The organism is Mycolicibacterium aichiense, assembly GCF_010726245.1.
Classification (GTDB): domain Bacteria; phylum Actinomycetota; class Actinomycetes; order Mycobacteriales; family Mycobacteriaceae; genus Mycobacterium; species Mycobacterium aichiense.
On record NZ_AP022561.1, the window covers coordinates 5465480 to 5480204 of the forward strand.

A 14725-nucleotide genomic window follows, 5' to 3' on the forward strand; every position below is an offset into this window, starting at 1 on the left:
TGACCGTCGGGAGATGAGCCGGCCGTCGCTGTCGGGAGATGACCGAGCCGTGGCCGTTCGGAAGTTGTTCCTGGCCCTGACGTGGTCTCCCACGACAGCGCAGCGACACTTCACCGGCCCGATGCGGAGAACACAACCTGATGGCACCCACCGAACGTCCGACGCAGCAGACACCCCGTTTCGCAATCATCGGTTACGCGGCTCGTCTTCCCGGAGCTGCGGACGCGGACCAGTACTGGGAAGTCCTGCACTCCGGTCGGGACGCGATTTCGGAGGTCCCCGCCGATCGGTGGGACGTCGAGGAGTTCTTCGACTCCGACCCCGACGCGGCGGGCAAGATGGTCACCCGGCGGGCCGGGTTCGTCGACGACGCCACCGGATTCGACGCACCGTTCTTCGGGGTCTCCGCTCGCGAGGCCAATCTGATGGACCCGCAGCATCGTCTGCTGCTGGAGACCGCGTGGCGCGCTGTCGAGCACAGCGGCACTGCACCAACGGCTTTGGCGAACACCAGGACCGGCGTTTTCGTCGGTCTGGCCACCCATGACTTCCTCGGGATGGCGTCCGATGCGCTGACCTATGCCGAGATCGAGGCCTACCTGGCGATCGGCACGTCCAGCGCGGCCGCCGCGGGCCGGATCAGCTACCGGCTGGGGCTGCAGGGCCCGGCGGTCACCGTCGACACGGCCTGCAGCTCCTCACTGGTGGCGATTCACCAGGCCTGCCAGGCACTACTGCTGGATGAATGCGATCTGGCGCTGGCCGGCGGGGTGAACGTCATGCTCAGCCCGGCCACCATGATCACGTTCTCGCACTCGCGGATGCTGGCCCCCGACGGCAAGTGCAAGACGTTCGACGCCGCCGCCGACGGCTACGTGCGCGGCGAAGGTTGCGGTGTGATCGCCATCAAGCGCCTGGACGACGCGCTCCGCGACGGCGACCACATCCGCGCCGTGATCCGCGGCAGTGCGGTCAACTCCGACGGCGCTTCGGGCGGGTTGACGGTGCCCAACGGTGTCGCCCAACAGCGTGTGATCGCCGAGGCGCTGGATCGCGCAGGCCTGACGCCCACCGACATCAACTATCTGGAAGCCCACGGAACCGGGACGTCACTCGGCGACCCCATCGAGGTTCAGGCCGCGGCGGCCGCGCTCGGCAAGGGCCGCGATGCCGGCCAGCCGCTGCTGATCGGCTCGGCGAAGACCAACATCGGCCACCTGGAGGCCGCCGCGGGCGTGGCAGGCGTCCTCAAGGTCGTGCTGTCGCTCGAGCACTCCGAGCTGCCGCCGCACCTCAACTTCACGAACCCGTCCCCGCACATCCCGTGGGACCGGATCCCCGTGCAGGTCGTCGACAAGCTGCGGCCCTGGGAGCGTTCGGAGCGCCCCCGCATCGCCGGCGTCAGTTCGTTCGGATTCTCCGGCACCAACGCGCACGTGATCCTCGAAGAGGCACCGGTCAGCAGCCCGGTCACTGCCGGTGCAGCGGTGGACGACCGCCGGTTCGCCGTGCTGCCGCTGTCGGCGCGCACCCCGGCCGCCCTGGTGCAGAGCGCACAGGACTACCGCAGCTGGCTCGGCGAGCACCCCGATGCCACCCTCGCCGACGTGTGCCTGACCGCCGGAGCGGGCCGGGCGCACTTCGAACACCGCGCCGCGCTGGTGGTCAACTCCGTCGAGTCGGCGCGCGAGCTGCTGGGCGCGCTCGCCGAGGATCTGCCCGCTCCCGGACTGGTCCGCGGCGACTGCGTCGATGCGCCCAAGACCGCGTGGCTGTTCCCCGGGCAGGGCAGTCAGTACGCCGGCATGGCCCGCGAGCTGTACGAGACCGAGCCGGTGTTCGCCGACACCATGAACCGGTGTGCCGAAGCCGTCGCCGGCGTGCTCGAAAAGCCGTTGCTGGACATGGTCTTTGGAACTGGCCTGAGTGATTCCGATGGCGCCGAGACCCTGAAGCAGACCCGGCACGCCCAGCCCGCGATCTTCGCGGTCGAGATGGGCTTGGCCAGGCTCTGGCAGTCGTGGGGCTTCGAGCCGGATGTGGTGCTCGGCCACAGCGTCGGTCAGTACTCCGCCGCCTGCGTCGCAGGGGTTTTCAGCCTCGAGGACGGTGCGCGGCTGCTCGCCGAGCGGGGGCGCCTCTTCGGTGAGTTGCCCGCAGGCGGGCGGATGTGCGCTGTGTTCGCCGACCCGGAACGGGTGGAAAGCCTGACCGACGAGTTCCCGAGCCTGTCGGTGGCCGCCTACAACGGTGCCAACACCGTGCTGTCGGGACCGGCCGCCGATCTGGAGCGCGCGGTCGCCCAACTGTCGGACGACGGTGCCCGCTGCGACTGGCTGGATACCAGCCACGCATTCCATTCGTCCCTCCTCGACCCGGCGCTGGATGCGTTCGAGGCCTACGCCGATGGATTCGAATTCGCAGCGCCGCAGCGGATTCTGGTGTGCAATCGGACCGGGGCGGCGCTCGGTCGCACCGCGAAGCTCGACGGGCAATACTGGCGACGTCACGCGCGGCAGCCGGTGCAGTTCGCCAAGGGAGTGGCCACGCTGGCCGAACTCGGCTGCGCGTTGCTGCTGGAGGTGGGGCCGCAGCCGGTGCTCACCGCCGCCGCCCTGCGGGCCTGGCCGGATCCGGCGACCGCACCCAAAGCCGTTGCGTCCCTGCGTCGCAACGGCGCCGACCATCGCCAGTTGATCGAGGCGCTGGCCGGTGCCTATGTCGCCGGACATGTTCCCGACTTCGGCGCACTGTTGCACGAGCCGGCCCGCAAGCTCGATCTGCCGACGTACCCGTTCCAACATCGCCAGTACTGGTACCAGAGCAAGCAATCCCAGTCGCCCGCCAGCGATGCCGCGCGCACCGAGGCCGTGCAGCTGCTCGAGGACGGCCGGATCGAGGAACTGGCCGCGCTCTTGGGCGGGGACGGATCCACCACGGCTGCTGAGGTGCTGAGCAAGCTTGCCGCCCAACACAATCGGCAGCGCAGCGCGCAATCGATCGCCGACATCCGCTACGAGATCCGTTGGCAGAAGGCGCTCAGTTCGTCGACCGAGGTCGGCGAGGGCGCAGCGTGGCTGCTGATCGGCGACGACAAAGCCGTGATGGGGCCACTGGTCGATGCGCTGACCGCACACGGCCACCGGCACCGCGTCCTCGGCTTGCCGGTATCCGACGCCGACGAGGAGCGTCTGGTCGCCGAACTGAGCGCGGCGGCGCAGGACGAGCCCGCGTTGCGCATCCTGCACGTCGCGGCGCTGGACTCCGACGGCGAGTCGTCGATGCGGTCGCTGCTGCGGATGCAGCACCGGGTGCTGGGGGGTACCCAGCGCCTGTTCCGCGCCGCGGCCGCCGCTGAACTGCGCACCCCGATCTGGGTGCTGACCCAAGGCGCGCAACGCGTCGGTGACGCCGACACGGTGGCGCCGGAGCAGAGCGGGCTGTGGGGATTCTGCCGCGTCGCGGCACTGGAGTACCCGCAGGTGTGGGGCGGTCTGGCGGATCTGGCCGGGACCGGCGCAGACGACTGGTCGCGACTGATCAAGCAGGTCGTCACGGCGGCGCCCGGCGAGGATCAGATCGCGTTGCGCGACAGCGGCGTTCATGTCCCGAGACTGATACGGCGGACCGGCCAGCCGAACTCGACTCCGCTGGAATTGCGCTCGGAGGCGACCTATCTGGTGACCGGCGGACTGGGCTCGATCGGGCTGGAGATCGCCGGCTACCTGGCCGCGCACGGCGCGCGCCAGCTGGTGCTGACCAGCCGCCGCGCTCCCGACGAGGCCGCGCAACGTCGCATCGACGCCCTGGGCGAACAACACGGTTGCGCGGTCCGGGTGATCGCGGCCGATGTCGCCGACCCGCACGACGTTGCACGACTGCTCGCAACCGTGGCCGCCGAGCTGCCGCCGCTGGCCGGCATCGTCCACGCCGCGGGCGAGAACAGCACCACACCACTGAGTTCGCTCGACAGCACCGAGATCGACCGGGTGTTCTCCGGGAAGGTCTGGGGCGCTTGGAATCTCAGTGAGGCCGCCGCCGATCTGAAGCTGGACTTCTTCCTGTCCACCTCGTCGATCTCGTCGGTGTGGGGTAGCTACGGCCAGAGCGCCTACAGCGCGGCCAACGCGTTCCTCGACGGGCTGACGTGGCGACTGCGCGAGCGCGGCGTGCACGGCATCAGCGTGAACTTCGGTCCGTGGTCGGCCGGCATGGCAGACCAGGACGCCCGCGCCCAGCTGGACCGTCGCGGGATCCGCACGCTGTCGCCCACGGATGCACTGGCCGGAATGGCCGACATCATGGCCGCCGCCGGCTCGCAAGGTCCGGCCGAAGCCGTTGTGGCGCGGATGGACTGGGCCCGCTTCCTGCCGATCTACCTGCAGGCCGGCCGCCGTTCGCTGCTGGCCGAGGTGGCGCGTGAGGTGCCGGAGTCGTTGCCGGCGGCCACCGGGTCCTCAGGCACCACCCGGCTGGTCGAACAGCTCACCGCAGCACCGGTGCAGCAGCGCAAGAAGCTCGTTCTGGAGTACCTGCGCAACACTGTCGCCGAGGTGACCCGAGTCGACGCGTCGGAGGTCCGCGAAGAGGCCGGCTTCTTCGACCTCGGCATGGACTCTCTGATGGCGGTCGAACTTCGGCGCCGTCTTGAACAAGCTGTCGGCAAGGAACTTCCGGCCACACTCGCCATGGACTTCCCGCGGCTGACCGACGTGGCCGACTACCTGCTGGGCGAAGTGCTCAACCTCAACGAGAAGGCGGGTGCGCAGCTTGCGGCCGCACCGGCGTCGCTGGCGGGCGCGGCGACCGACGAGCCGATCGCCATCATCGCGGTGGCCTGCCGGTTCCCCGGTGCCTCCGACGCCGACGCGTACTGGGATGTGCTGTCCGGCGCGGTGGACGCGATCCGGGAGATCCCCGAGGATCGCTTCGACGTCGACGAGTACTACGACCCCGATCAGCAGACACCGGGCAAGATCTACACCCGCAGCGGCGGCTACCTGGAGAGCGTGGACGGCTTCGATCCGGAGTTCTTCGGCATCTCCCCGCGCGAAGCGGTCTGGATCGACCCGCAGCAGCGGCTGATGCTGGAGATCGCGTGGGAGGGCCTGGAGCGGGCCGGCTACGCGCCGTCCGCGTTGCGCGGCAGCCGCACCGGCGTCTTCGTCGGTGTGGGCGCCAACGAGTACTCGCATCTGCTGTCCGGCGAGTCGGTCGAAAACCTCGAGGCCCACTTCATCACCGGCAACGCGCTCAACGCGATCGCAGGCCGGGTGGCGTTCACGCTCGGGCTTGAAGGTCCCGCGATGGCGGTGGACACCGCGTGCAGCTCGTCACTGGTCGCCGTCCATCAGGCGAGCCAGGCGCTGCACTCCGGTGACTGCGACATGGCCCTGGCCGGTGGCGTCAACGTCCTGCTGAGCCCGGCGTCGATCGTCGCCGCGTCACGCGCCCGGATGCTGGCCCCCGACGGCCGATGCAAGACCTTCGACGCGGCGGCCGACGGCTACGTCCGCGGTGAAGGGTGCGGCATCCTGGTGCTCAAGCGGCTGTCCGACGCGCAACGCGACGGCGACCGGATCGCCGCGGTCATTCGCAGCAGCGCGGTCAACCAGGACGGTGCGTCCAGCGGTCTGACAGTGCCCAACGGCGGTGCGCAACAACGGCTTATCTCGGCGGCGCTGACCCGTGCCGGACTCGGCGGGGCCGATGTCGACTACCTCGAAGCGCACGGCACCGGCACCCCGCTCGGTGACCCGATCGAGGTGCAGGCCGCCGCCGCGGTCTATGGCGCCGGTCGAGATCCGATCCGTCCGCTGCTGATGGGAACGGCCAAGACCAACATCGGGCACCTTGAGTCCGCTGCCGGTGTGGCCGGTTTGATCAAGGTCGTGCTGTCGCTGCAGAACGAATTGCTGCCGCAGAACCTGCACTTCCAGAACCCGTCCCCGCACATCCCATGGGACTCCTTGCCCGTGAAGGTCGTCGACGAGGCGACCCCGTGGGTGGCCAACGGCAGGCCGCGCCGTGCCGGGGTCAGCTCGTTCGGCTTCACCGGCACCAACGCCCACGTACTGATCGAAGAGGCACCGCAGCCCGCGCTCGGTGACGATCCCGCCGACGACCCGGTCGAGGTCGTCGCGCCGGAGCCGGTGCGTGAGCCGCTGAGTGTCCTGCCGCTGTCGGCGCGGTCCGGGCCCGGTCTGCTGGCCTTGGCACAGCGCTACTCCGATTGGCTGGCAGCCCATCCCGACGCCTCGCTGGCCGACGTGAGCTACACCGCCGGCGCGGGACGATCGCACTTCGAGCACCGCGCGGCCGTGGTCGCGAACTCCGTGTCCGAGGCCAAGATGCTGCTCGACGACTTGGTGGCCAACCGGCTGCGGCCGGGCGTGCTCCGCGGCGAGTGCACCGACCCGCCGACCACCGCGTGGTTCTTCCCGGGACAGGGCAGCCAGTACCCGGGCATGGCGAAGGAACTGTTCGAAACGGAGCCGGTCTTCGCCGACACCCTGCGCCGCTGCGCGCAGGCCGTCGACCCGATGCTGCCGCGCCCGCTGCTCGACGTGTTGTTCTCCGGCGACCGCGAGAACGCGGAAACGCTGCGGCACACGTCATTCGCTCAGCCCGCGATCTTCGCCGTCGAGATGGGCCTGGCCCGGCTGTGGCAGTCGTGGGGCATCGAACCTGACGTTGTGCTTGGCCACAGCGTCGGCCAGTACGCCGCGGCATGTGTGGCGGGCGTGTTCAGCCTCGAGGACGGCATCCGGTTGATCGCCGAGCGTGGCCGGTTGTTCGGCAGCCTCCCCGAGGGCGGCCGGATGGTGGCGGTGTTCGCCGACCCCGATTACGTGGAGCGCGCCGCGACCGGCTTCCCGCGGGTGTCCGTGGGCGCCTATAACGGCCGTAACACCGTGCTGTCGGGTCCGGGCGAGGATCTGGAGCAGATCGTCGCGGCCTGCAGCGAGGACGGCGCCCGGTGCACCTGGCTGGAGACCAGCCATGCCTTCCACTCCGAGCTGCTGGATCCGGTCCTCGACGAATTCGAGACGTTCGCAACACAGTTCGAGTACGCGGTGCCGACCCGGCCGCTGGTCTGCAACCGGACCGGCGCGGTGCTCACCGCCGAGACGCCGATCAATGCGCAGTACTGGCGGCGGCACTCCCGCCAGCCGGTGCAGTTCACCGAGAGTGTGCGCACGGTCGCCGCCCTGGGCTGCTCGGTGCTGATGGAGGTCGGCCCGCAGCCGATCCTGACCGCCGCGGCACTGCAGATCTGGCCGGAAACCTCGGCAACGCCACGCGCGATCGTCTCCCTGCGCAAGGGCGCCAACGCCCAGCGTCAGATGACCGAAGCACTTGCCACGACGTACATCTGCGGGCACCGGCCGGACTTCGCGGCCCGGTTCCACACCTCGGGCCGACGACTCGAACTGCCGACCTATCCCTTCCAGCGTCGCCGGTACTGGCCGAAGACGTCGGGGATCCGGTCGGACGGCACCGCGGCATCCGGGATCCTGGGCAGCGCCAAGGACCTGGCATCGGGTGACACCGTCTATACGAATGTGCTGTCGGTCAAGACCCAGCCGTGGCTGGCTCATCACGTCATCTACGGCACGGTGGTGGTGCCCGGCGCGACGTATGCGGCAATGGCGATGGCCGCCGCGGGCGCTCCGGCGCGGGTCAAGGAGGTCTTCTTCTACGAGCCGATCATCCTGCCCGACAAGGCCTCCCGCGAGGTGCAGCTGACCCTGCATCCCGTCGACGACGGCTGGAAGTTCCAGGTGCACAGCCGGCCCTACGGGGTTCGGGAGTCCGAGTGGTCGCTGAACTCCGACGGCACCCTGCTCTCCGGTATCGACCCGGATGCGGCGCCGCCGGACACGGTGGCCCCGGACGAGGCGATCGAGCAGATGAATCGCACCCGTCCGCAGGAATTGTTCGACATCTTCGCTGACATGGAATTGGCCTGGGGCCCAACGTGGTCCACCTCGCTGAAGTCGTTGTCGGTCGGTAAGGGTGAGGCGATCGGCGACATCGCGGTGGGCGATGAGCTCGGTGAGCATCTCGGCACTGAGCCCATTCACCCGGTCTTGCTGGACCTGTGTACCGGTGTGGCCTTCCCGGCCTTCCCCGCGACACTGGCCGCCGAGCAGGGGATGACGGACCTGTTCCTGCCGCTGCGGTACGGACAGGTGACGATCGCCGAGAAGATGCCGCGCCGGTTCTACTGCCGGGCCCGCTGGCACGAGAACACCATCAACAACGAAACCCAGGTATTCGACCTCGATTTCCTGGATCGGGACGGCCAAATGCTCGGCGGTATCGCCGAGTTCACCGTCAAGCGCGCCCCGCGCGAGGCGTTGATGCGCGGGCTCGGCGGTGACTCCACCCGGCTGCTGTACAGCCTCGGCTGGCAGGAGATCGCGACCCCGGCGGCGGATGACACCGAGAAGACCACGAACGGCATCTGGCTGATCGCAGGCTTCGACGCGCTCGCAGCCGAGGTACCCGGTGCGGTGACGGTGGAGGAGGCCGCGGATCCACAGTCCTGGCGGCGGGTCTTCGCCGAGGCGGCCGAGCGCGGTACCGCGGTCAGCGGAATCGTCTGGCGCAGTGGCAGGCAAGGCGCCGGGGCGGGACACGGTGGAGTCGACGCCTCGACCGCCGAGCTCGCCGCTCGCCTGGAGGCACAGATCGCCACCTTCCTGGGCGCCGCGCAGACCGCGTTGGCCGAGGGCAACCACACGCTGGCCGACGGTCTGTGGATCGTCACCGAACGTGCGGTGGCCACCGAGCCCGGCGAGCCGGTCGATCCGGTCCAAACCGCGCTGTGGGGATTGGGCCGCACGCTGATCGCCGAGCAGCCGAGCCTGCGAGTTCGCCTGATCGACTCCGACGGCTCCGACGAGTCACTGCGCTGGGTGGCCGGTGCGCTTGGCACGCCGGTTGTCGAGCCGGAAATGGCTGTGCGACAAGGCCGTTTCCTGGTATCCCGGCTGCTGCACTGGGCCCGTAACGGCCAGCTGCCGATGCCGCGCAGCGACGACTACGCCTTGGCGCCCACCGAGCGCGGCGCGATCGACAACTTGCGCCTTGCCGAGATCGAGGTGACACCGCCGAAGGCCAACGAGGTGCAGGTCCGCATCGAGGCAGCCGGCCTCAACTTCCGGGATGTGCTCAACGTGCTCGGCCTGTACCCCGGCGATCCCGGCCCGATCGGTGGCGATCTGTGCGGTGTGGTCACCGAGATCGGCTCCGAGGTGACCCGATTCGAGGTCGGGCAGCGCGTGTTCGGTTCGATGCAGGGAGCTTTCGCCAGCCGGCTGAACGTACCTGAACCGCTACTGGCAACGGTGCCGGACGGGATCGGTGCGGTGGACGCCGCCACCATTCCCGCTGCGGCGCTCACGGTCCGGCTCGCATTCGACTGGGCGAAGCTCAAGCCCGGCGACAAGGTGCTGATCCACGCCGCCAGTGGTGGCGTGGGACTTGCCGCGGTGCAGATGGCCCGCGCGCACGGCGCGACCGTGTTCGCCACCGCCAGCAAGTACAAGCGCGCCACGCTGCGGGACATGGGTGTGGAATACGTCTACGACTCGCGCACAACCGAATTCGCCGACCAAATCCTCGCGGACACTGCCGGCGAAGGTGTTGACGTGGTGCTCAACTCCTTGACCAGTGAGGGCTTCGTCGAGGCGACGGTGCGGGCCACCGCCAAGAACGGTCGGTTCGCCGAGATCGCCAAGCGCGATATCTGGACGGCCGAGCAGATGGCGGAACTTCGTCCCGACATCGACTACGAGATCGTCGCGCTCGACGTCACGATGATGACCGACCCCGATCACATCCAGCGGCTCATGGTCGAGGTCTCCGACGGGCTGGCCAAGGGTGAGTGGACGCCGGTGCGCGCCGAGATCTACCCGCTGACCGAAGCCAGGACCGCGTTCCGGCGGATGCAGCAGGCGCGCCACATCGGCAAGATCGTGGTGCAGATGCCCAAACCGCTTCAACCGCGCGGGGATCGGAGCTATCTGGTCACCGGTGGTCTGGGCGCGCTGGGCCTGCATACGGCGTCGTATCTTGCTCAGCTCGGCGCCGGCGACATCGTACTGACCAGCCGCCGCACTCCGGATGCGGAGGCTCAGCAGGCCATCGACGCCATCGCCGAGCGCTTCCACTGCCGGATCCACGTTTTCGCTGCCGACGTCGGCGTCGAGTCCGAGGTCGTCGAGCTATTGGACAAGATCCGGGCCGAGTTGCCCCCGCTGGCGGGCGTGGCACACCTGGCCGGTGTGCTCGACGATGCCCTGCTGCCGCAACAGGATCTCGACCGGTTCCGAACCACGCTGCGGCCCAAGGCCTATGGCGCACACCACCTGCACCGGCTGACCAAGGATGATGACATCGAGTTCTTCATCCTGTACTCATCGGCGTCGGCGGTGCTGGGCTCGCCCGCACAGAGCAATTACGCAGCAGCCAACGCGTTGCTCGACGGACTCGTCGCACACCGACGGGCGCAGGGGCTGCCCGCGACCACCGTCAACTTCGGTCCGTGGGGTCAAGGCGGTATGGCCAGTTCACAGGCCGCCGTCGCCAACCTCAGCGCCCAGGGCATGATGCCGCTTGAGCCGTCCGCGGCGCTGGCAGCGCTCGGCGAGGCCATCCGGCACGGCGCGGCGCAGGCCACCGTGCTCAAGGCCAACTGGCAGCGGACCGCGAAGGTGCTCGGCGGCATCCGTCCGCCACTGCTGGATCAGGTACTGCCCAGCGGCGACGGCACGGTGGTCGGGGACAGCGAGCTGTTACGGCAGCTTCAGGAACTCCCGGTGGCGGCGCGAGCCGGTTTCATCACCGAGTTCCTGCAGAAAGAGGTGCAGGGCTTCCTGCGCCTCGCGCAGCCGCCTGCCGCGTCCAGCCGGTTCCTGGATCTCGGCACGGACTCCCTGATGGCGGTCGAACTGCGCAACCGGTTGTTCGGGCAGTTCGGCGGGAAGTTCGACATCAGCCCGACAGCGGTGTTCGACCATCCGACCATCGGGGAGCTCGCCGAGCATCTGGTGTCTCAGCTGCCGGATTCCGACGAGCCCCCGGCCGAGCCGGCACCGGATAACTCTGCGGACGCGGCGGAGTCTGCGCCCGAACCCTCGTCGGAGGAATGAAACGCGGCCACTCCGCGGCGGTGTGACGAAGATCGCACCGCCGCGGCGTTGCGCCCGCCCATCACGCCTCGGCGCATTTGCACTGCTCAGGGACCTGAAAGAGCCAGCCGATACTGAATTTGGCGCCGCGGTAATGCCCCAAACCGACCGGTGGGTTGGTTAGTCGGCTGAACTTGCTCACACGCGGTTGATTTCCCATTACCCGTGGGTATAGTTACCCAGTGTTACTGGTGGGTAACTTAGACCGAAGTACTCAACCACAAAGCCCAAATTCAGATGACATTCTCGCTGAGGAGGAGCCGTCATGAGCCATTACAAGTCAAACGTGCGCGACCAGGTATTCAACCTGTTCGAGGTCTTCGGTCTCGAGAAGGCGCTCGGCCAGGGCAGCTACAGCGATGTAGACGCCGACACGGCGCGCGAGATGCTGCAGGAAATGAGCAGGCTGGCCGAAGGCCCGGTCGCCGCATCGTTCGTCGAGGGTGACCGCAACCCGCCGGTCTTCGATCCCGAGACCCACTCCGTGAAGTTGCCGGAGGCGTTCAAGAAGTCCGTTCACGCCGTGACCGAAGCGGGCTGGGACAAGGTCGGTATCGAGGAGGAGCTCGGCGGCACGCCGGTCCCCCGCGCCCTGGTCTGGGCGCTGGCCGAGCACGTGCTCGGCGCCAACCCGGCGGTTTGGATGTACGCCGGTGGCGCAGGTTTCTCCAGCATCTTCTACAAGCTGGCCACTGAGGAGCAGAAGAAGTGGGCCGTCCTCGCCGCCGAGCGCGGCTGGGGCTCGACCATGGTGCTCACCGAGCCGGATGCCGGCTCCGACGTCGGCGCCGGACGCACCAAGGCCGTCAAGCAGGACGACGGTTCGTGGCACATCGACGGCGTGAAGCGGTTCATCACCTCGGCCGATTCCGACGACATGTTCGAGAACATCTTCCACCTGGTGCTCGCCCGCCCCGAGGGCGCGGGCCCGGGCACCAAGGGCCTGTCGCTGTTCTTCGTGCCGAAGTTCCACTTCGATCCCGAGACCGGTGAGCTCGGCGAGCGCAACGGCGCTTTCGTCACCAATGTCGAGCACAAGATGGGCCTGAAGGTCTCCACCACCTGTGAGCTGACCTTCGGCCAGCACGGGGTGCCGGCCAAGGGCTGGCTCGTCGGCGAGGTTCACGACGGCATCGCCCAGATGTTCGATGTCATCGAGATGGCGCGAATGCTGGTGGGCACCAAGGCTATTGCCACGCTGTCGACCGGCTACCTGAACGCCCTGGAGTACGCCAAGGAGCGCGTGCAGGGTGCCGACCTGACCCAGATGACCGACAAGACCGCGCCGCGGGTCACCATCACCCATCACCCCGACGTCCGCCGCAGCCTGATGACCCAGAAGGCCTACGCCGAGGGACTGCGCTCGCTGTACATGTTCACCGCGACCTACCAGGACGCTGAGGTCGCCGCGGCGCTGCACGGCGTCGACGCCGAACTGTCGGTCAAGGTCAACGATCTGCTGCTGCCGATCGTCAAGGGTGTCGGTTCCGAGCAGGCCTACGCCAAGCTGACCGAGAGCCTGCAGACCTTTGGTGGCTCCGGCTTCCTGCAGGACTACCCGGTCGAGCAGTACATCCGCGACGCCAAGATCGACTCGCTCTACGAGGGCACCACCGCCATTCAGGCGCAGGACTTCTTCTTCCGGAAGATCGTGCGCGACAAGGGTGTTGCGCTGGCGCACGTGGCCGGCCAGATCGAGGCGTTCATCTCCAACGAGTCGGGTAACGGCCGGCTGAAGTCGGAGCGCGAGCTGCTGGCCAAGGCCCTCGAGGACGTCCAGGGTATGGCCGCCTCCATGACCGGCTACCTGATGGCCGCGCAGGAGGATGCCGCCAGCATCTACAAGGTGGGGCTGGCCTCGGTCCGCTTCCTGATGAGCGTCGGCGACCTGGTCATCGGCTGGTTGCTGCAGCGCCAGGCCGCGGTGGCCATCGCGGCGCTCGACGCCGGAGCCAGCGGTGCCGACGCCTCCTTCTACGAGGGCAAGATCGCGGTCGCGTCGTTCTTCGCGAAGAACATGCTGCCGCAGCTGACCAGCACTCGCCAGGTGATCGAGACGATCGACAACGAGATCATGGAGCTCGACGAAGCAGCATTCTGAGTTATCCCCGCACAACGGCTCCGGGACCTTCGGGTCTCGGAGCCGTTGGCGTTTCGGGGCCCATCGACCGGGGACTTTCGACTCTTTGTGCCAGCTGAGCGCCCCGCTGGACTCATATCGGGACCTCGGGCCCTGGCAGTTTGCTGGGCATCCGCTACATTCGAGGAATGGCAATGCTCGACAGCAACGATGCAATTCCCGCGCATTCCGCGCCTACCGGCAAGAAGCCGGGCGCCGGTGCGCCGCTGGCGAATATTGTCGCGCCGTTCACCAAGACCGCTGGATACTACGCACGCTCCTGGGGCGCATACCTCGAAGGCGGTAGTGGCGAGTTGCCCGTCGCGCGACCGACGCTATCGCTGGCCACCCACGCCCTGCGGGACGAGATCGTGCTGGTCGGCCTGCGCATGCGCCGCCCGCTCAGCGACGCGACGGTCTACGACAAGATCAACGCCGAAGTCGTCAAAGCCATCGACTTCTACGGCAAGCAGGGCTGGCTGGCCAGGCCGGAAGGATTTTTCGCCGCACCGCCCACGCCGACCACTGTCTCGATCCGCTCGTTCGGCAAAGGCAACCGCACGCACGAGCGGATGTCGTTCGACAGCGGATACACGCCCTACGCCCGGGAACCCGGCCGCCAGCGTTGGCTGAGCTACACCGGCAACCGTCGCGAGTACGCACTGATGCTGCGCCACAGCGAGCCCCGGCCGTGGCTGGTGTGCATCCACGGCACCGAGATGGGCCGCGTGAACCTCGACCTCACGTTGTTCCGGGCGTGGCACCTGCACGAGGCATTCGGCCTCAACGTGATCCTGCCGGTGCTGCCGATGCACGGCCCGCGCGCCAAAGGTCTGCCCAAGGGTGCGGTGTTCCCCGGCGAGGACGTGATGGACGACGTTCATGCCACCGCGCAGGCGGTATGGGACGTCCGACGGGTGCTGGCCTGGATCAGGTCGCAGCAACCCGACGCGCGCATCGGGGTGAACGGCATCTCGCTGGGCGGTTATATCGCGGCCCTGGTCGCCAGCCTCGACGACGATCTGACCTGCGCCATCCTCGGGGTGCCGCCGGCCAACCTGGTGTCGATCCTGGGCAGGCACGCCGGACTGAGCGTCGACGATCCGCGGCACCGGACCCTGGAGCTGGCCGCACCGATCGGCGACATGATCTCGCCGCTGTCGCTCCAACCGAAGGTCGCTCCGGAGGGCCGGTTCATCTACGCCGGCGTCGCCGACCGGATCGTGCACCCGCGCGAGCAGGTCCTGGGACTGTGGGAGCACTGGGGCCGACCGGACATCGGCTGGTACCGCGGCGGGCATACCGGCTTCTTCCAAGCCCGTCCGGTCCAGCAGTTCGTGGACGCCGCGCTCGTGCAGTCAGGGCTCGTCGACCGGGGCTAGCGGAGAGAAGTCTCCAGCGGTAC

General features: G+C 68.4%; 3 protein-coding genes. All 3 read left to right on the top strand.

The features are described 5' to 3' along the window. Positions 1 to 140: 140 nt before the first annotated feature. The 3 genes from G6N32_RS26280 to G6N32_RS26290 all read left to right on the top strand — a co-directional run bounded on the left by G6N32_RS26280 (position 141) and on the right by G6N32_RS26290 (position 14702). Positions 141 to 11162, top strand: a complete 11022-nt coding sequence (locus G6N32_RS26280) for a type I polyketide synthase (RefSeq protein WP_115318220.1) — start codon at positions 141 to 143, stop codon at positions 11160 to 11162. 304 nt (positions 11163 to 11466) lie between these two features. Beyond that, entirely contained in the window at positions 11467 to 13302 is a 1836-nt protein-coding gene (locus G6N32_RS26285; protein ID WP_115318219.1) for an acyl-CoA dehydrogenase, read from the top strand. Positions 13303 to 13469: 167 nt separating this feature from the next. Next, a complete protein-coding gene (locus G6N32_RS26290) occupies positions 13470 to 14702 on the top strand; it encodes an alpha/beta hydrolase family protein (RefSeq protein ID WP_410432392.1) in 1233 nt (410 codons plus the stop codon). Positions 14703 to 14725 lie beyond the last annotated feature (23 nt).

Excerpts from the sequence above, each read along its gene's own strand:
- G6N32_RS26285 (WP_115318219.1), top strand. The coding sequence starts at position 11,467 with ATGAGCCATTACAAGTCAAACGTGCGCGACCAGGTATTCAACCTGTTC.
- G6N32_RS26290 (WP_410432392.1), top strand. The coding sequence starts at position 13,470 with ATGGCAATGCTCGACAGCAACGATGCAATTCCCGCGCATTCCGCGCCT.
- G6N32_RS26280 (WP_115318220.1), top strand. The coding sequence starts at position 141 with ATGGCACCCACCGAACGTCCGACGCAGCAGACACCCCGTTTCGCAATC.